Genomic DNA, 18,922 nt, shown 5'->3' with positions numbered 1-18,922 from the left:
TCCTTGAATACGATCGAAGCGTCCTGACCGCATTGCGCGGAAGGGCGCTTTCTTGTTTTCCTGGAGCAGCAATGACAACGATGGTTTTTGGTTTGAACGCGCCGCGCGAACGGCGCGCATGGTGGTTCGGGACGCGCGCGAAAGAAGCGCTGGCGCGCGGCTTCACGCTGATCGAACTGATGATCGTGCTCGCGATCGTCGGCGTGGTCGCGGCGTATGCGATACCCGCTTATCAGGACTATCTCGCGCGCAGTCGCGTGGGCGAGGGCATCACGCTCGCGGCCGGGGCGCGGCTCGCGGTGGCGGAGAACGCGTCGAGCGGCGCGGATCTTTCGGGCGGATTTGCATCGCCGCCGGGCACGCGTAACGTCGAGTCGATTCACGTCGACAGCGACACGGGGCAGATCACGATCGCCTACACGACGCGCGTCGCGCCCGCCGGTTCGAACACGCTCGTGCTCGTCCCCTCGGCGCCCGATAACGCGGACGCCCCGACCGCGCGCGTCGCGCTCAGTCGCGGCACGGTGCAAGCGGGCTCGGTGACATGGGAATGCTTTGCGGCTGCGAAGACGGATTCGTCGCTGCCCGCGCCGGGCGCCGGCCCGTTGCCCGCGCAGGCGCCGACGCTTCGTGCGAGCCTCGCGCCGCCGGAGTGCCGCACGTAAGCGGTGCGAAAGACCTCGACGTATGAGAACGGCGCGGCGGCACGATTTACGGCGCCGCCGCGTCGTCGCAGCGTCGTTTTTGCGCGAAAAGCAGCGAATTCGTAGCAATTCCGGCTGTTCGACGGACAGCGCGGGCAAAGTTTTGTATAGTGCGCCGGTTGCCGACGTTCCCTGTCCCTCATGCCTTCCCAATACGCCCGTATTCTCTGCTTTGCTGTCCTGTGTCTTGCGTTGACGATTCCTTTCGCGGTCGTCAACCACACGTATCCGATTCCGACTTTCTACGCCGAATACAGCGCGCTCGCGCTCTATCTGGCGCTCGGCGCGACGGTCGCGCTGCTCGTGCGTGTATCGGAGTCCAAGGTGTCGTTCGCATCGCCGGTCGTCGCGCTGATGCCGCTTGCGTTCGGCGTGCTGCTCGTCGCGCAGACGCTGTTGCTGCCGGTCGCCCAACCGTCGATGAACTGGCTCGGTGGCGCGTATCTGCTGGCGTCGTTCATCGCGGTGCATACGGGCTTCGGATTCGTGCGCGCGGGGCTTGCGGAGAAGGCGCTGAGAGTCGGCGCGGCGGCGCTGATGGTCGGCGGTTTGTTCGCGGTCTTCTGCCAGATCGTGCAATTGCTGCATCTGGAAGTGAAGTTTTCGCCGATCGTGGTGGCGTACAACGTGATGGTCGAAAGGCGTCCGTTCGGCAACATGGCGCAGGCGAACCACCTCGCGACCGTGATTGCGTTCGCGCTTGCGGGTGCGCTGTATTTCGTGCAGACGCGGCGGCTCCCGATCGTCTTGTGGGTGATCTTGTCGGCGGTGTATTCGCTCGGCCTCGCGCTCACGGTGTCGCGCGGGCCGTGGCTGCAGACGGCTGTGATCGTCGTCGCCGGATTCTGGATGGCGTTCGTGCTCGGGCGTGCGGTCGCGTCCGAAGGCTTTGACGGGCCGGGCCGGCGCGATGTCCGTGCGTGGATCGTCCCGATTCTGCTTGCGGTCGTCTTCTTCGCCGTGAACGCGGCGGTGCGCTGGGCGAACGTGCGCTACGACTTCGGCCTCGCGCAATCGGCGGCGGAGCGCATGCAGGAAGCGAGTCAGATCGCGCCGCGCCTCGCGCTCTGGAAATATGGCTGGACGATGTTCAAGACGCATCCGCTGCTGGGCGTCGGCTGGGGCGAGTTTCCGCGTTATCAGTTCGATCTCGTCCGCGATCTCGGCGGCGTGGAGATCGCGAACAATGCGCACGACATCTTCATCGACCTGCTCGCGAAAACCGGTGCGCTCGGCATGGCGATTCTCGTCGCGGGCATCGTGTTCTGGCTGATTCGCGTGCTGCGCGCGCCGCAGACGCCGGCGCGCATTTTCGGGCTGTCGCTGCTCGGCGTGCTGATGATGCACGCGCTCGTCGAGTATCCGCAGCAGTACATGTTCTTCCTGATGCCGGCGATGCTCGTCATCGGCTTGCTGGAGACGCGGCCGCTGCGGCTCGTCGCGCGTCCGCTGTCGTATGGCGTGTATGTCGTGCTCGTGCTCGGCGGGCTTGCGGCGCTCTATCCGACGATGCGCGACTACAACCGCGCCGAAGTGCTCTATTACGGCTCGCGGCCGGCGGAGCAATATCGCGACGATCCTTCGTTCCTGTTCACGGCGTGGGGCGAGTACGGTGCGGCGACGCTGCTGCCGATCAACGCGCAGAACGTCGAGGAAAAGCTCGCCGCGCATCGGAAGGCGATCGCGTTGCTGCCCGGTGAAACGGTGTTGCGCCGATACGCGGTTTTGCAGGCGCTGGCGGGACAGCGCGCCGAAGCGCTCGACACGATGGCGCGCCTGAAGATTTTCGCAACGCAATTGCACGACTGGCCGAAGCAGCTTGCCGCCGTCTACGATCTCGCGGACGAGGCCGGCACGTCGCTGGCCCCGTTCAGGGCGGATCTGGTGAAACTGTATGGGGTGCCGGCGCAGAGCCAGGAGTCTTCGTCGGAAGATGACGAGGAGTGAGGAAGATCAGGGTGTCGGCGGTGTGTGATCGTCCGCCACCCAATCTCCGGACTTCCCCCCATGCTTCTCCATCACCCGCACGTTGGTGATGGTCATTCCGCGATCCACGGCCTTGCACATGTCGTAGATCGTCAGCAATCCGACCTGCACGGCGGTCAGCGCTTCCATTTCCACGCCCGTGCGCCCGACCGTCTCCACACGCACTTCGCAATGCACGCCGGGCAGCGCTTGATCGATCGTGAAATCCACCGCGACACGCGTCAGCGCCAGCGGATGACACAGCGGGATCAGATCGGCGGTGCGCTTTGCTCCCTGAATCGCGGCGATGCGCGCAACGCCGAGCACATCGCCTTTTTTCGCGCGGCCTTCGCGGATCAGCCCGAGCGTGGCGTCGAGCATCGCGATCGAGCCGCGCGCCACGGCAACGCGCCGCGTTTCGCTCTTAGCGCCGACATCGACCATGTGCGCCTCGCCGGCGGCATCGAAATGGGTGAGTCCGGACATAGCGTCTCCTTCGAATGGGCGCCTATCATACCAGCGTGATTTCGGGCAGTTTTTCACGAAACGCCCCACGCGCGACACTCGCCACACTTGATACGATAAGCTGGTTTTAGTTTTCGAGCCGACCATCGGCGCTTCGACCGTTTCGCGCCATGCATCCGACACGTCCGAGCCGCGTGCTCATTTCCCTGCTGTGCATCGTCCTCGCCATGCCGCCCGCGGCGCTGGCGCAATCGAGCTCGTCTTCAGCCAACGCGACCGGCACGCTCGCGGCGTCGCAACTGCGTTCGTCGCAGGAAAACGCCGGCAACGACGTGCCCGCGAACGTCGCGGAAGGCGTGTTCGGCGTGTACGGCGGCGCCGAAAGCCGTTTCGCGAACCGGCCCGGCACGATGTCCGGTCTGCGCGCGCCGCTTTCGTCGGTACAGCTACCGGATCTCGGCGACGGCTCCGGCGGCGCGCTCACGCCGCAGGCCGAGCGCAAGGTCGGCGAGCGGATGATGCGCGAAGTCCGCGCCGATCCCGACTATCTCGACGACTGGCTGCTGCGCGACTATCTCGATTCGATCTCGTCGAAGCTCTCCGCCGCCGCGGCCACGCAGTATCTGGGCGGCTATCGTCCCGATTTCGACCTGTTCGCCGTGCGCGATCCGCAGATCAACGCGTTTTCGATGCCGGGCGGCTTCATCGGCGTGAATACGGGCTTGATCGCCGTGACGCAGACCGAGTCGGAGCTGGCGTCGGTGATCGGCCACGAAATGGGGCACGTGCTTCAGCGTCACATCGCGCGCATGCTCGGCACGCAGGAAAAGAGCACCTACGCGGCGCTCGCCGCGATGGTCGCCGGCATGCTCGCGGGTTTGCTCGCGCATAGCGGCGACCTCGGCATGGGCATCGCGATGGGCGGGCAGGCGTTCGCCGTCGACAATCAATTGCGCTTCTCGCGCGCGGCCGAGCACGAGGCCGATCGCGTCGGCTTCCAGATGCTCACCGCCGCCGGCTACGATCCGTACGCGATGGTCGCGTTCTTCGAGCGCCTCGACCGCTCGTCGATGTCGGATAACGGCGTGCCGCCCTACGTGCGCACGCATCCGCTCACGACCGATCGCATCGCCGACATGGAAGGCCGGGCGCGGCGCGTGCCGTACCGGCAGCCGCGCCAATCGGCCGAATACGCGTTCGTGCGCGCCCGCGCGCGCGTGTTGCAGGTGAACTATGCGAGCGATTATCGCGAGGTCGCGAGCCGGCTCAAATCGGAAATCGAAGATCAAACCGCGCTGAATCCGGCGTCGAACTGGTACGGGATCGCGCTCGCGCAATCGTTGATGGGCAACTACGACGCCGCCAGCGACGCGCTCGCCAAGGCGCGCAAGCTGTTCGAGGGCGAGGAGGCGAGCGCGGCGGCGGCATCGGCGCAGGTTCAGCAGGAGGATCGCGGGCGCACGCCGAAGGAAGTCGTCGCGACGAAACCGCCCGCGTCGTCGCCGCGCAGCCTGGATGCGTCGATGACCGCGACGCCGCTCGACAACGCGCGCGCGGCGCTGAATCTCGGCAACGCGCCGCGGCCCGATCCGGCGCCGGCGCAGCCGGCTCGCGTGGCGAGCGACATCGCGCTCCCGACGGTTCACGTCGAAGGCCGATCGCCGCCGCCGAAACCGCAGCCCGCGCCGCCCGCACCGGCGGCGCTACGCAGCACGCCGAGCCTCGACGTGCTCGCGGCCGACATCGCGCGCCGCGCGGGCCGCAACGACGACGCGATCCGCCTCGCGGATATCGCGCAAAAACGCTGGCCGGAATCGCACGCGGCCATCGACGTGCATCTGCAAGCGCTGCTTTCCGCACGCCGTTTCGCCGAAGCGCAGGTTCTCGCACGCCGCGAAACGCGCGCCGAACCGACGCGCCCCGACTGGTGGTTTTATCTCGCGCAGGCGAGCGCGGGTCTCAACGATCCGCTGCAACAGCATCAGGCGATGGCCGAGAAGTTCGCGCTCGACGGCGCCTGGCCATCCGCGATCCGGCAACTGAAGGAGGCGCGCGACGTGAAGACCGCGAGCTTCTACGATCTCTCGACGATTTCCGCGCGCCTGCGCGATTTCGAGACGCGCTACAAGGAAGAGCGCGACCTGGAGAAGAACAGCTAGGTCAGTCTTTTTTGGCGGCGGCGCGGGCGGCGGGACTCGCGACGAAGCCGAAGCGCGTCTCGACGTCGGCGCGCGCCACCGGCTGCACGGGCAGATCGACGCCATCGCGCCAGTGGAAAACACCGCCGTTGGCCGCATCGTCGAGCGACGCGTGATTCGCGAACACTTCGAGATCGTGGTCGTGCAGCGCGGCCACGCGCGCGGGCGATGCATCGTCGGCAAAGAGGATGCCGCCTTCGTCGTCGAGATACGCCTGCGCAGGCTCGAACGCCGCGCCGGAGTGATCCGTCAGGCGCAGTGCGCCGTCCGTCGCATGAAGGCGGACGATCCACGGCGTGTACGTCAGCTCCACATACACGCGCTGCGGACCGTTCTGAAAGAACCACTGGCCGTCGGCATCGCTTTCGTAGTTGCGGTTGATGAAGCCCAGCAGCGCTTCATGCCGGATCGGCGTGCCGAGTTCGCCGGCGGCCTGCGCGGCGTCGTCGCGCATGCGCCACTGGCCGCGCCGGTCGAGCAGCAGCCAGCCCGTGCAATGTGGAACGTTGGGCCATTTGGCGAGCGCCTGCCTGACGATTTCATCCATGTCGATTCACGAAACGAAGTTCTCCAGATAACCGAACACGCGCAGCGACAGCCAGTCGATCCGGCCGGGAAACGGTCCCGTCATGAAGCCGACGTGCCCGCCGTGATTCGGCTGATCGAGCGTGACGCGCTCCGACACCTCGGCCGCCGACGGCAGCGCGAACTCGGGCAGGAACGGATCGTTGCGCGCGTTCAGCAGCAGCGCGGGCACTTCGATGTACTTCAGATGCGCGCGGATGGTCGCCGTGGACCAATAGTGGTTCGTGTCGCGAAAGCCGTGCAGCGGCGCGGTGACGACGTTATCGAACTCATACAGCGTGCGCGCGGCGAGCACGGCGTCGCGATCGTAAAGACCGGGATACTGGCCGAGCTTCGCGAGCGCCTTCTTTTTCAGCGACTTCAGGAAGCTGCGCGTATAGACCATGCCGAAGCCCTGCGAAATCGCAAGGCCGCCCGCGTGGACGTCGAGCGGCGCGGAAATGGCCGCGGCCGCGCTGACGATCGACGCGGACTTGCCGCTCTGACACAGCCAGTGCAGCAGCACGTTGCCGCCGAGCGATACACCCGCCGCGACGATCGGCCCGGCATGCGTTTGCGCGAGCCGGTGCAGGATCCAGTCGACTTCGGCGCTGTCCGCGAGATGGTAGAAGCGCGGCAGCAGGTTGAGCGGCCCGCTGCAACTGCGGAAATGCGGCACGACGCCGTGCCAGCCGCGCGCGCGGGCGGCGGCCATCATCGTGCGGGCGTAGTGCGAGTCGGAATTGCCTTCGAGGCCGTGAAAGAGCACGAAGAGCGGGGCGTTCGCGGCGGGTTCGTCGGCGGGATCGTGCGCGAGGAAGTCGAGATCGATGAAATCGCCATCGGGCGTATTCCAGCGCTCGCGCCGGTAGCGCACGGCGGGCTTGCGGCCGAAGAGCGCCGGGACGATGGTCTGCGCGTGGCTCGTCGGCAGCCAGCGCGGGGCGTCATACAGCCATTCCGAGCCCGGCAGCCCCGGCATGCGCGCGGTCGCCTTCAGTGCCACGGCAGGCGCTTTGTCCACGAATGACGAATCGTGTTTCAACAACGGATCGCGCTTCATGGCCCCTCCCCGACAGACGTCTTCTTCAGCGCTTCAAAATCTTTAGTGCAGCGGTCCCTGACCGTGACGCAGCTTCGCCGCGAACTGGCCCGCCGTTTCCAGCGGCATCTCGCTCGCGTGAATATGCGCGATGCGCCACTCGCCGCGCTCGTGGACCATCACATAGGTCGTGTAGATCATGCGCGGCACGCTCGCCGGCGCGGCCGGCTGATGCGCCTCGGCGATCGCATACACGACCGTTCCCAGACTGTCGTACACGCGGATATCGAGCGGCTCGATGTTCACCGCCTGCGTTTCGAATTGCTTGCCGAGACCGGCGCGTATGCTTTCCAGCCCGTGCAGATGCGTGCCGTCCGCACAGATGCAGGTGGCGAACTCCTCGTCGATCCACAACGACATCACACTGTCGATGCTGTTGTCCGCGACCGCCTGATAGTAAGCGTTGAGAGTATCGGCGGCGGCTTCGAAGAGGCGGGCGAAACGTGGCATGGCTTGTGGGTCTCTGGCATTCGGTGCTGCGCACCGCGCGAAGCCGCTGAAGGCGGCAGACGGAACGGCGCGCTGCATCGGTCATTGGTCAAAGCATGCCTCCGTTCGGAGACATTCGCGTGTCCGCACCCGCACACACGGCTGGAACCGTCGAGTTGGACACGCGTTTTCGACGCGTGAGCGCAACATCAGCGATGCGCGAGCAGCATCCCTCGCAAATCGCCGAAGACCTGTTCGGCCGACAGTTCGCGCAAGCAGTTCAGATGGCCGAGCGGACACTCGCGGGCAAAGCACGGACTGCATTCAAGATGCAGCCATTGTACCTTTGCGAGATCGGACAAGGGCGGCGTGTGGCGCGGATCGGTCGAGCCGTAGACCGCGACGAGCGGCCGGCGCGACGCCGCCGCGACGTGCATCAGGCCGGAATCGTTGGTGACGATCGCGCTCGCCCGCGAAATGAGCGCGCACGCTTCGCCGAGCGAGGTCTGGCCGCACAGGTTGCGGACCATCGGCGCGCGCTCCGCGATGGCCTGCGCGATCGGCGCATCCTTGTTCGAGCCGAGCGCGATGATGCGCGCATACGGAAACGACTGCGCGATGAACTGCGCGAGCGACGCGAAATGCTCCGGCGGCCAGCGCTTGGCCGGACCGTACTCCGCGCCGGGACAGAACACGACGAGCGGCGCCCGCGTGTCGAGATCGAAGCGCGCGGAGACGCGCGCGGCTTCGTTCGGATCGGATTCGAGACGCGGCACGGGAAGCGTCTGCGCCTCGGGCGCCGCGGCCGCTTCGGGCTGAGCGAACCTGTCGACGAACGGCAGCTTCGCGCCGGGCGCGTAGGCGAGCGCGGCGTAATGCGCGGTCATCGGCGGACGCTCGGTCTTCGGCGGATTCGCGTGCCGTACGTTCAAGAGCCCGTAGCGGCTCTCGCCCGTATAGCCGATGCGCAAGTTGATGCCCGCCATCCACGGAATCAGCGCGGATTTGACGGAGTTGGGCAGCACGTAGGCGGCGTCGTAGCCGACATCGCGCAAATCGCTCGCGAGCTGCCAGCGGCGCAGCAGTTGCAGCTTGCCGTGAGCGAGGTCCGTCGCGTAGACGTCGCGGATCTCCGGCATGCGTTCGAGCACCGGCGCGACCCAGGTGGGCGCGACGGCATCGATCGCGATGCGCGGATGCAGTTTGCGCAAGAGCGTAAAGAGCGGCTGCGCCATCAATGCGTCACCGATCCAGTTCGGTGCTATTACCAGCGCATGGCGCATCTGTCGTTATCCGATCTCAAAATAAACGCGGCCCGCCGCCTTCGGGCGGGTCGTCGGTGGGTGTGGGTTAGATGCGCCGGCGGCTGCGTAGCGCAAAAGTGCAGGGCGCGGCCGGCGCCTGCGGTGCTTCAGTGACCGCCCTTGAGCACTTCGCCGTCTTTCAGCTTGTAGCGCGTGCCGCAGTACGGGCAGCGCGCTTCGCCGTGCGTCACGTCGATGAACACGCGCGGATGCGTGCTCCAGCGCTGCATCTTCGGGTTCGGGCAGAAGGCGGGCAGATCTTTCGCCGACAATTCCACCAGCGGCATTTCCTTCAGGTCGCTCATTGCTATCTCTTGTCAGATGTCCAGCGGGCGGCGAGCGTTCGGCTCGCCGCGCCGCATGAGGTCGGTTAAACCTTCGCGAGCCAGCTCGCGTACTTCTCGTTCTTGCCGCCGACGACGTCGAAGAACGCGCTTTGCAGCTTCTCCGTGACCGGGCCGCGCTTGCCGGAGCCGATGGTGCGGTTGTCGAGTTCGCGGATCGGCGTGACTTCGGCGGCGGTGCCGGTGAAGAACGCTTCGTCGCAGGTGTAGACCTCGTCGCGGGTGATGCGCTTCTCGATGACCGGAATGCCGAAGTCGCGCGCGAGCGTGATGACCGTGTCGCGCGTGATGCCGTCGAGGCACGAGGCGAGGTCCGGCGTGTAGATCTTGCCGTTATTCACGAGGAAGAAGTTCTCGCCGGAGCCTTCGGAGACGTAGCCGTCCACATCCAGCAGCAGGGCTTCGTCGTAGCCGTCGGCGACGGCTTCCTGATTCGCGAGAATCGAGTTCACGTACCAGCCGGACGCCTTCGCGCGGACCATCGACACATTCACGTGATGGCGCGTGAACGACGACGTCTTCACGCGGATGCCCTTCGCGAGGCCGTCTTCGCCGAGATACGCGCCCCACGGCCACGCGGCGATGGCGACGTGAATCGTGTTGCCCTTCGCCGACACGCCGAGCTTTTCCGAGCCGACCCAGATGATCGGGCGGATGTAGCAGGTTTCCAGATTGTTCGCCTTGACGACTTCCAGTTGCGCGGCTTCGAGCGTGGCGGCGTCGAACGGGACGTCCATCTGGAAAATCTTCGCCGAGTTCAGCAGGCGCTTCGTGTGTTCCTTCAGGCGGAAAATGGCCGTGCCCTGCGCGGTCTTGTACGCGCGCACGCCTTCGAAAACGCCCATGCCGTAGTGCAACGTGTGCGTCAGAACGTGGATCTTGGCATCACGCCAGTCGATCAGCTTGCCATCCATCCAGATCTTGCCGTCGCGGTCGGCCATTGACATACGGTTCTCCTAGCTGTCTCGGTTCAAGTGAGTTCGGGGCAAGCCGCCCGATGCGTCCGGGGCGGCGGCGCTCGTGCGCATTTTCGCGCGCGTTCTGCGCGACTGACTCCGTGAGAACGCGCCTTCGAGGGGCGCGAAGGCGGTAAAAGTCCGTCATTTTAGCGTCTTTTCACGACGAAACCGATCTTGGAGCGCCTTTCACGACGCTATAATTTGCCTTTCGCCGCCCGCTGAAAACAGCGGAACGAAACGGCGAAGCTCACCATTCCCGATTTTCCCGGTTTTTCCCGATCCGTCGCGCAATCGATCGAGGCCGCGCAATGGCATCACGGGTTGTCTTCTTCGCCTCGCATTCGCTCATGCTCGACCGGCTGTCCGACACGAATCGCCGCGCGTTTTTCGAGGGCGTGCGCACCTTCTCGCCCGCCGTCCTGGCTACATTCTCCTGGGGCCTCGTGACCGGCGTCGCGATGACGAAGTCCGTGCTCACCGTGCCGCAGGCCCTCGGCATGTCGTTCGCGGTGTACGCGGGTTCGTCGCAACTCGCGGTGCTGCCGCTGTTCGCCGCGAAGCTGCCGCTCTGGACCATTCTCCTGACCGCCGCGATGGTCAACCTGCGCTTCGTCATCTTCAGCGCGGGACTCGCGCCGCATTTCTCCTATCTGCCGCTCAAGCGCCGTCTGCTGCTCGGCTATTTCAACGGCGACATCATCTATCTGATGTTCTCGAAGCGGAATTTTCCGGTCGGCTGGCAGCCGGGCAAGGAGGCGTTCTTCTGGGGGCTGGCGGTGTCGAGCTGGGTGTCGTGGCAGAGTTCGTCGGTGATCGGCATTCTGCTCGCGAGCCTGATCCCCGATAACTGGGGCCTCGAACTCGCCGGCACGCTCGCGCTGATTCCGCTCATCGTTTCGGCGATCGCCACGCGTTCGACGCTCGCTGCCGTCGCCGTCGCGAGCGTGGTCGCGCTGCTGGCGTTCGATCTGCCGTATCGCTTCGGCTTGCCGCTCGCGGTGTTCTCGGCGCTGTTCGCGGGCACGCTGGCGGACGTGATCGCGGAGCGCATCGGCCCGAAGCCGGCCGCCGATGCCGCGAAGGGCGACAAGCCCGCCGCCACGAGGCCCCTCCGATGAGCGCGCTGCACGTCTGGCTCGCGATTTTCGGCATGGGCATGGTCACCGCCGTGACACGCGCGCTCTTTCTTATCGGCGGCGAGCGCATGGTGCTGCCGCCGCGCGTGCAGCGCGTGCTGCGCTACGCGCCGGCCGCGGCGCTCGCGGGCGTCGTCGTGCCGGATTTGCTGGAGACGTCCACGGGTTTTTCGCTTGCGCTGTCGAATCATGCGCTGTGGGCGTCGGCGGCGGGGCTCGCATACTACTTGTGGCGGCGCGGCATGATGGGCACGATCGCCGTCGGCATGATCGTTTTCACGCTGCTGCGGCTCGCGGCGTGAACGCGCCGCGCGTGTCGCATGCGTCGGCGCTCAAATACGCGTCATCAACGATTGCACGCTAAAAGCCGTCAAGTTGATCGGTTAAAATGATGGTCTTTCCCGAGGGAGCGAGGTCGAAAGTGTGTCCGGCAGTCACCGCGCTACGATATTCAAATCCGCCGCTCCCGGCCGCGTCCCCGCGCCCGAGCGCGCTCGGCGCGCATCTCCGGATTCATCTGTCCGATCCCTTTCTCCCGCTTCCGGCACGCGCGTTCGGCTTCCGCGCGCGGCCTTCGCCTCCAGCCTGATCCGCGCGCGAGCCGTCCTGCCCGGCGGCCCGCGCGCGGCGACTCCACGAACCGGCCGCCCCGACGGCCGTCCCCGCCCGAACCGCTTCCTTACCTACGTTGACTCCCATGACGAAAGTACTGCGTTTCACCGATCTGATCGCCGAAGGCAAAGTCTCCGGCAAGCGCGTGTTCATCCGCGCGGATCTCAACGTGCCGCAAGACGATGACGGCAACATCACCGAAGACACGCGCGTGCGCGCCTCCGTGCCGGCAATCAAGGCCGCCCTCGACGCGGGTGCGGCCGTGATGGTCACGTCCCATCTGGGCCGTCCGACCGAAGGGCAGTTCAAGCCGGAAGACTCGCTCGCGCCGGTCGCGAAGCGTCTGTCGGAATTGCTTGGCCGTGACGTGCCGCTCGTCGCCGACTGGGTCGACGGCGTTCAGGTCCAGCCGGGCAATGTCGTGCTGCTGGAAAACTGCCGCTGCAACAAGGGCGAAAAGAAGAACGACGACGCCCTCGCGCAGAAAATGGCGAAACTCTGCGACGTCTACGTGAACGACGCGTTCGGCACCGCGCACCGCGCCGAAGCCACGACGCACGGCATCGCGAAGTACGCGCCGGTCGCGTGCGCGGGCCCGCTGCTCGCCGCCGAACTCGACGCGCTCGGCAAGGCGCTCGGCAACCCGAAGCGTCCGCTGGTCGCGATCGTCGCGGGCTCGAAGGTGTCGACCAAGCTGACCATTCTCAAGTCACTGGCCGAAAAGGTCGATCAGTTGATCGTCGGCGGCGGCATCGCGAACACGTTCATGCTGGCGTCCGGTCTCAAGATCGGCAAGTCGCTCGCGGAAGCCGATCTCGTCGGCGAAGCGAAGGAAATCATCGACGCGGCGCGCACGCGCGGCGCATCGGTGCCGATTCCGAGCGATGTCGTGACGGCCAAGGAATTCGCGCCGACCGCGAAGGCGGAAACGAAGCCCGTCGCGGATGTCGCCGACGACGACCTGATCCTCGACATCGGCCCGGACACGGCGAAGGCGCTCGCCGCGCAGCTCGAAACGGCCGGCACGATCGTCTGGAACGGCCCGGTCGGCGTGTTCGAGTTCGACCAGTTCGGCAACGGCACGAAGACGCTCGCGCAAGCCATCGCGAATTCGTCGGCGTTCTCGATCGCGGGCGGCGGCGACACGCTCGCGGCCATCGCGAAGTACGGCATCCACGACAAGGTGAGCTATATCTCGACCGGCGGCGGCGCGTTCCTGGAATTCCTGGAAGGCAAGACGCTGCCCGCGGTGGAAGTGCTCGAGTCGCGGGCTTAAGGCGTTGGCGGCCCGAGACAATCCGGCGAAGGCAGTCAAGAAGGGCGCGCAAGCAGCCGGCGGCGCGCAAGACGATGTGACGCGGGACGTGATCGACAGCGGCGCGCTCGACGCCGCCGCTGAAGCAGCGCTCGCGATCGCGGAAGCGGCTCAACCCGATCAGGCCATACCCGAAGGCGAAGCGGTCGTTCCGGCCACGCCTCCGGTCATCATCGGCGGCGTGCCCGCCCATGCCCTGAAAGAAATCGACAAAGCGACGCCGGCACGAACCGGCGCGCGCGCGCAAACGGTGAGCAACACCTCGCCGCAAGCGCAACGTGCTCGCAGCGTAGTTACGGGCGATCCTACTGAGACGAGGAATTCCATGCATCGCGCTACAAAGATTGTTGCCACCATCGGCCCGGCTTCCACGAGCCCGGACATCCTGCTGCAAATGCTGCAGGCGGGACTCGACGTCGTCCGTTTCAACTTCTCGCACGGCACCGCCGACGACCATCGCCAGCGCGCCGAAATCGTCCGCGAGGCGGCGCGTCAGGTCGGCCGCGAAGTCGCGATCATGGCGGACCTGCAAGGCCCGAAGATCCGCGTCGGCAAGTTCGAGAACAACAAGACGATGCTCGTCGCGGGCAACCCGTTCATCCTCGACGCGAATTGCACGCTCGGCAACAACGAGCGTTGCGGCCTCGACTACAAGGATCTGCCGCGCGATCTGCGCGCGGGCGACGTGCTGCTGCTGAACGACGGCCTCATCGTGCTCGACGTGACGCGCGTGATCGGCGAGGAAATCCACACGACCGTGAAGGTCGGCGGCGAGCTCTCGAACAACAAGGGCATCAACCGCCAGGGCGGCGGCCTCACCGCGCCCGCGCTGACCGAGAAGGACATGGAGGACATCAAGACGGCGATGTCGCTCGGCGCGGATTTCGTCGCGGTGTCGTTCCCGAAGAACGCGACCGACATGGAAATGGCGCGTCAGCTCGCGAACATCGCGGGCGCGCCGTACGGCATCAAGCCGAAGATGATCGCGAAGATCGAGCGCGCCGAAGCCATTCCGGCGCTGCAGGGCATTCTCGACGCATCGGACGGCATCATGGTCGCGCGCGGCGATCTCGCGGTGGAAGTGGGCAACGCGGCGGTGCCGGCGCTGCAAAAGCGCATGATCCGCATGGCGCGCGAGTCGAACAAGCTCGTGATCACCGCCACGCAGATGATGGAGTCCATGATCCACGCGCCCGTGCCGACGCGCGCGGAAGTGTCGGACGTCGCGAACGCCGTGCTCGACGGCACCGACGCCGTGATGCTCTCGGCCGAAACCGCAGCCGGCAAGTATCCGGTGACGACCATCGAAACGATGGCGGCGATCTGTATCGAGGCCGAGAAGTCGGAGGAGTCGCAGCTCGACCGCGACTTCCTCGACCGCACGTTCACGCGCATCGACCAGAGTATCGCGATGGGCGCGCTCTTCACCGCGTATCACCTGGGCGCGAAGGCCGTGGTCGCATTGACCGAATCCGGCTCGACGGCGCTGTGGATGTCGCGTCACTGGTCGCACGTGCCGATCTTCGCGCTGACGCCGCGCGTGTCGAGCGAGCGCACGATGTCGCTGTACCGCAACGTGACGCCGCTGCACGTCGACACCAACATGGACCGCGACGCCGCGCTGAATTCGGCGCTGGAAGTGGTCGTGTCGAAGGGCTATGCGGCGCGCGGCGACATGGTCGTGCTCACCGTCGGCGAGCCGATGGGTCAGGCGGGCGGCACCAACACGCTCAAGATCGTGCGCGTCGGCGACCATATCTGAGCGTTTTTGAGAAGGCTGCGCGGTCAAACGCCGCGCGATTTGTCGCAGTCCCGAGGCGCGCGCCGATCCAGCAGCGGCGCGCGCCTCGATCAAGCGCGCAAGACGACGAACATGACGATCCGCCCAAGAGCGGAAATCGGGCGCGCTGAAGAATTCGTTTCACATCATGGAGTCTCACCACAATGCCTCTCGTATCAATGCGTCAACTGCTGGATCACGCGGCCGAGCACGGCTACGGCCTCCCGGCATTCAACGTCAACAATCTGGAACAGGTGCAGGCGATCATGTCGGCCGCGAACGAAGTGAACGCGCCCGTCATCATGCAGGCGTCCGCCGGCGCGCGTAAGTACGCGGGCGAAGCGTTCCTGCGCCATCTGATCGAAGCGGCCGTCGAGTCGTATCCGCACATTCCGGTCGTGATGCATCAGGATCACGGCCAGTCGCCGGCGGTGTGCATGGCCGCGATCCGCTCCGGCTTCACCAGCGTGATGATGGACGGCTCGCTCGAAGCCGACGGCAAGACCGTCGCGTCGTACGAATACAACGTCGCGGTGTCGAAGCAGGTCGTGGAGTTTTCGCATTCGATCGGCGTCACGGTCGAGGCGGAACTGGGCGTGCTCGGCTCGCTCGAAACGATGAAGGGCGACAAGGAAGACGGCCACGGCGCCGAAGGCACGATGACGCGCGAGCAGCTTCTGACCGACGTCGAGCAGGCCGCCGACTTCGTCAAGCAGACGCAGTGCGACGCCCTGGCGATCGCGATCGGCACGTCGCACGGTGCGTACAAGTTCTCCAAGAAGCCGACGGGCGATATTCTCGCCATCGACCGCATCCGCGAAATTCACCAGCGCATTCCGAACACGCACCTCGTGATGCACGGTTCGTCGTCGGTGCCGCAGGAATTGCTCGCCGAGATCCGCGAATTCGGCGGCGACATGAAGGAAACCTACGGCGTGCCGGTCGAGGAAATTCAGGAAGGCATCAAGCACGGCGTGCGCAAGGTGAACATCGATACCGATCTGCGCCTCGCGATCACCGGCGCGATCCGCCGCTATCTGTTCGAAAATCCGTCGAAGTTCGATCCGCGCGACTACCTCAAGCCCGCGCGCGAAGCGGCCAAGGAAATCTGCCGTCAGCGCTACATGCAGTTCGGCTGCGAGGGCATGGCGGGCAAGATCAAGCCCGTTTCGCTCGACAAAATCGCCGAGAAGTACAAGTCCGGCGCGCTTGCGCAGATCGTCAAATGAGACCGATCTGAATCAGGCGGGATTTGTAAAGTAAAATCAACGGGTTCCGGGTTCGGAGCCCGTTCGCGTTTCTTTCCCCGCGTCTCGTGCACGAGGCGCGGGGCTCATCATTTCAGTCCTTCTTCGGTACATGACGATGTCCACGCTATACGAATCCACGATCAAATCGCTGCCGCTGCTCGGCCGCGGCAAGGTCCGCGACAACTACGCAGTCGGTCAGGACAAGCTCCTGATCGTCACGACCGACCGCCTTTCCGCATTCGATGTCGTCATGGGCGAGCCGATTCCGAACAAGGGCCGCGTGCTGAACACGATGGCCGATTTCTGGTTCGAGAAGCTCGGTCATATCGTGCCGAACCACAACACGGGCATCGAGCCTTCGACCGTCGTCGCCGCCGATGAAATCGAGCAGGTGAAGGGCCGCGCGGTCGTCGTGAAGCGTCTGGAGCCGATTCTCGTCGAAGCGGTCGTGCGCGGTTATCTCGCGGGCAGCGGCTGGAAGGACTATCAGGCGACGGGCGCGGTGTGCGGCGTCGAGCTGCCGCCGGGCCTGCAGAATGCGCAGAAGCTGCCCGAGCCGATTTTCACGCCCGCCGCGAAGGCCGAAATGGGTCATCACGACGAAAACATCACCTACGATGAGATGGAGCGGCGCATCGGCACCGAGCTGTCGGCGACGATCAAGCGCATTTCCATCCAGTTGTACAAGGAAGCGGCGGAGTACGCGGCGACGCGCGGCATCATCATCGCGGATACGAAGTTCGAGTTCGGCCTCGACAACAAGGGCGAACTGTTCCTGATGGACGAAGTGCTGACCGCCGATTCGTCGCGCTTCTGGCCCGCAGACGGCTATCAGGTCGGCACGAATCCGCCGTCCTTCGACAAGCAGTTCGTGCGCGACTGGCTCGAAACGCAACCGTGGAAGAAGGAACCGCCCGCGCCGAAGCTGCCGGACGACGTGATCGCGAAGACGTCGGAAAAGTATCAGGAAGCGTTGCAACGTCTCACGGGCAAGACGCTCGACTGAAGGAAGTTGATTCGATGACGAACGAAGTACACAAGCACGAAGCGCCGCTCGTCGGCGTGTTGATGGGCTCCAGTTCCGACTGGGACGTGATGAAGCACGCCGTCGCGATGCTGCAGGAATTCGGCGTGCCGTATGAAGCGAAAGTCGTCTCGGCGCATCGCATGCCGGACGAGATGTTCGCCTACGCCGAAAGCGCGCGCGAGCGCGGCGTGCGCGCGATCATCGCGGGCGCGGGCGGCGCGGCGCATCTGCCGGGCATGCTGGCGGCGAAGACCACCGTGCCGGTGCTCGGCGTGCCGGTGGCGAGCAAGTATCTGAAGGGCGTCGATTCGCTGCATTCGATCGTGCAGATGCCCAAGGGCGTGCCGGTCGCGACTTTCGCCATCGGCGAGGCGGGCGCGGCGAACGCGGCGCTGTTCGCGGTGTCGATGCTGAGCGTCGCCGATGCGAAATACGCCGATGCGCTCGCCGCTTTCCGCGTGAAGCAGAATCAGGCGGCGCGGGACATGGCGCTGCCGCCGCTTTGAGCATCGCTGTAATCTCACTTCGCAACGTAGCCCACGTTCAGTCACGATGAACCCACAAAACTCCCCGATCTCTCCCATCCTGCCGGGCGCATGGCTCGGCATGGTCGGCGGTGGCCAGCTCGGCCGCATGTTCTGCTTCGCCGCGCAGTCGATGGGCTATCGCGTCGCCGTTCTCGATCCGGACGAGACGAGTCCCGCGGGCGCCGTCGCGGATCGCCACATCCGCGCCACCTATGAGGACCGCGCCGCGCTCACCGAGCTCGGCCGCCTGTGCGCCGCGGTATCGACGGAATTCGAGAACGTGCCGTCCGCGAGCCTCGAATTTCTCGCGTCGTGCACGTTCGTCAGTCCGGCTGCGGGCTGCGTGGCGATCGCGCAGGACCGGGTCGCGGAGAAGCGCTTCATTGCGGCGGCGGGCGTGCCGGTCGCGCCGCATGTCGTGATCGAATCGCCGCAGGCGCTCGCCGCGCTGCCCGACGAGAAGATCGCGGCGGTGCTGCCGGGTATCCTCAAGACCGCGCGTCTCGGCTACGACGGCAAGGGACAGGTCAGCGTGCGCAATGTCGCGGATGTGCGCAACGCGTATGCGTCGTTGTCGGGCGTGCCGTGCGTGCTGGAAAAGCGCATGCCGCTCAAGTACGAAGTGTCCGTGCTGATCGCGCGCGGCGGCGACGGCAAGTCGGCCGTGTTCCCGCTCGCGCAGAACGTGCACGTGAACGGCATTCTCGCGAAGACGGTCGTGCCCGCGCCCGATGCGTCGGCTTCGCTCGTCGCCCAGGCGCAGGACGCCGCGCTGACCATCGCCGCGAAGCTCGGTTATATCGGCGTGCTGTGCGTCGAGTTCTTCGTGCTGGAAGACGGCACGCTGATCGCCAACGAAATGGCGCCGCGTCCGCACAATTCCGGCCACTACACGGTCGATGCCTGCGCGACGAGCCAGTTCGAGCAACAGGTCCGCGCGATGACCGGCATGCCGCTCGGCGATACGCGCCAGCATTCGCCCGCCGCGATGCTGAACCTGCTCGGCGACATCTGGTTCGACGGCGACAAGGCGCGCTCGCCCGCCTGGACGGAAGTCGCGGCGATGCCGGCGGCGCGGCTGCATCTGTACGGCAAGGAAGAGGCGCGCCGGGGCCGCAAGATGGGCCACATCAATTTCACGGCGGCGACGCTCGAGGAAGCGCGCACGGCGGCGCGTGACTGCGCGCGCATGCTGCATATCCCGCTCGACTGAGTTTTTCGCAGCTTTTTTGTAGTAGAAG

General features: G+C 65.7%; 18 protein-coding genes. 11 read left to right on the top strand and 7 right to left on the bottom strand.

What is annotated here, in order from left to right; genetic code table 11:
* Positions 1-71 precede the first annotated feature (71 nt).
* Both NOV72_RS11275 and NOV72_RS11270 read left to right on the top strand, forming a co-directional pair.
* Positions 72-665, top strand: coding sequence for a pilin (locus NOV72_RS11275; protein ID WP_106854675.1), 594 nt, complete (start codon positions 72-74; stop codon positions 663-665).
* A gap of 180 nt (positions 666-845) precedes the next feature.
* The gene (locus tag NOV72_RS11270; protein ID WP_106854674.1) at positions 846-2,651 is read left to right on the top strand and encodes a PglL family O-oligosaccharyltransferase; all 1,806 of its coding nucleotides are present in this window, start codon (positions 846-848) and stop codon (positions 2,649-2,651) included.
* Between the two features lie 6 nt (positions 2,652-2,657).
* Here NOV72_RS11270 and moaC read toward each other — a convergent pair whose 3' ends face one another.
* On the bottom strand, positions 2,658-3,155 hold the full coding sequence (gene moaC, locus NOV72_RS11265) for a cyclic pyranopterin monophosphate synthase MoaC (RefSeq protein WP_106854673.1): 498 nt from the start codon (positions 3,153-3,155) through the stop codon (positions 2,658-2,660).
* A 149-nt stretch (positions 3,156-3,304) separates the two neighbouring features.
* Here moaC and NOV72_RS11260 point away from each other — a divergent pair, with 149 nt between their 5' ends.
* Positions 3,305-5,293, top strand: a complete 1,989-nt coding sequence (locus tag NOV72_RS11260) for a M48 family metalloprotease (RefSeq protein WP_106854672.1) — start codon at positions 3,305-3,307, stop codon at positions 5,291-5,293.
* 1 nt (position 5,294) lies between these two features.
* Here the strand turns inward: NOV72_RS11260 and NOV72_RS11255 are convergent, their stop codons facing one another.
* From NOV72_RS11255 to NOV72_RS11230, 6 genes are all read right to left on the bottom strand, one after another.
* Positions 5,295-5,879 carry a DUF2946 family protein gene (locus NOV72_RS11255; RefSeq protein ID WP_106854671.1) on the bottom strand — a complete coding sequence of 195 codons (585 nt, stop codon included), beginning with the start codon at positions 5,877-5,879 and terminating at the stop codon, positions 5,295-5,297.
* Positions 5,880-5,885: 6 nt separating this feature from the next.
* Positions 5,886-6,878, bottom strand: a complete 993-nt coding sequence (locus NOV72_RS11250) for a YheT family hydrolase (protein WP_245932996.1) — start codon at positions 6,876-6,878, stop codon at positions 5,886-5,888.
* 123 nt (positions 6,879-7,001) lie between these two features.
* Positions 7,002-7,448: a nuclear transport factor 2 family protein gene (locus NOV72_RS11245; protein ID WP_106854669.1), complete on the bottom strand. Its 447-nt coding sequence runs from the start codon at positions 7,446-7,448 to the stop codon at positions 7,002-7,004.
* A 188-nt stretch (positions 7,449-7,636) separates the two neighbouring features.
* Positions 7,637-8,710: a lipopolysaccharide heptosyltransferase II gene (waaF, locus tag NOV72_RS11240; RefSeq protein WP_106854668.1), complete on the bottom strand. Its 1,074-nt coding sequence runs from the start codon at positions 8,708-8,710 to the stop codon at positions 7,637-7,639.
* 128 nt (positions 8,711-8,838) lie between these two features.
* Positions 8,839-9,036 carry a zinc-finger domain-containing protein gene (locus NOV72_RS11235; RefSeq protein WP_008351333.1) on the bottom strand — a complete coding sequence of 66 codons (198 nt, stop codon included), beginning with the start codon at positions 9,034-9,036 and terminating at the stop codon, positions 8,839-8,841.
* A 65-nt stretch (positions 9,037-9,101) separates the two neighbouring features.
* Complete coding sequence (locus tag NOV72_RS11230) at positions 9,102-10,022, bottom strand: branched-chain amino acid transaminase (protein WP_106854667.1); 921 nt, start codon at positions 10,020-10,022, stop codon at positions 9,102-9,104.
* A 359-nt stretch (positions 10,023-10,381) separates the two neighbouring features.
* Here NOV72_RS11230 and NOV72_RS11225 point away from each other — a divergent pair, with 359 nt between their 5' ends.
* The 8 genes from NOV72_RS11225 to NOV72_RS11190 all read left to right on the top strand — a co-directional run bounded on the left by NOV72_RS11225 (position 10,382) and on the right by NOV72_RS11190 (position 18,894).
* Complete coding sequence (locus tag NOV72_RS11225) at positions 10,382-11,152, top strand: AzlC family ABC transporter permease (RefSeq protein ID WP_106854855.1); 771 nt, start codon at positions 10,382-10,384, stop codon at positions 11,150-11,152.
* Positions 11,149-11,472 carry an AzlD domain-containing protein gene (locus NOV72_RS11220; protein WP_106854666.1) on the top strand — a complete coding sequence of 108 codons (324 nt, stop codon included), beginning with the start codon at positions 11,149-11,151 and terminating at the stop codon, positions 11,470-11,472. Before NOV72_RS11225 ends, NOV72_RS11220 begins: the two co-directional genes overlap by 4 nt.
* Positions 11,473-11,867: 395 nt before the next feature.
* Positions 11,868-13,058, top strand: a complete 1,191-nt coding sequence (locus tag NOV72_RS11215) for a phosphoglycerate kinase (protein WP_106854665.1) — start codon at positions 11,868-11,870, stop codon at positions 13,056-13,058.
* A gap of 4 nt (positions 13,059-13,062) precedes the next feature.
* Positions 13,063-14,859 carry a pyruvate kinase gene (gene pyk / locus NOV72_RS11210; RefSeq protein ID WP_245932989.1) on the top strand — a complete coding sequence of 599 codons (1,797 nt, stop codon included), beginning with the start codon at positions 13,063-13,065 and terminating at the stop codon, positions 14,857-14,859.
* Positions 14,860-15,041: 182 nt separating this feature from the next.
* Positions 15,042-16,106, top strand: a complete 1,065-nt coding sequence (gene fba / locus NOV72_RS11205; RefSeq protein ID WP_035497826.1) for a class II fructose-bisphosphate aldolase — start codon at positions 15,042-15,044, stop codon at positions 16,104-16,106.
* A 136-nt stretch (positions 16,107-16,242) separates the two neighbouring features.
* Positions 16,243-17,133, top strand: coding sequence for a phosphoribosylaminoimidazolesuccinocarboxamide synthase (locus NOV72_RS11200; protein WP_106854853.1), 891 nt, complete (start codon positions 16,243-16,245; stop codon positions 17,131-17,133).
* Positions 17,134-17,147: 14 nt separating this feature from the next.
* Positions 17,148-17,660, top strand: a complete 513-nt coding sequence (gene purE, locus NOV72_RS11195) for a 5-(carboxyamino)imidazole ribonucleotide mutase (protein ID WP_106854664.1) — start codon at positions 17,148-17,150, stop codon at positions 17,658-17,660.
* Positions 17,661-17,706: 46 nt separating this feature from the next.
* Entirely contained in the window at positions 17,707-18,894 is a 1,188-nt protein-coding gene (locus NOV72_RS11190) for a 5-(carboxyamino)imidazole ribonucleotide synthase (protein WP_106854663.1), read from the top strand.
* Positions 18,895-18,922 lie beyond the last annotated feature (28 nt).

The organism is Caballeronia novacaledonica (assembly GCF_900258035.1).
GTDB classification, from domain to species: domain Bacteria; phylum Pseudomonadota; class Gammaproteobacteria; order Burkholderiales; family Burkholderiaceae; genus Caballeronia; species Caballeronia novacaledonica.
The sequence above is the reverse complement of the archived record's forward strand: the minus strand, read 5'-3'. Positions and strand labels throughout refer to the sequence as shown.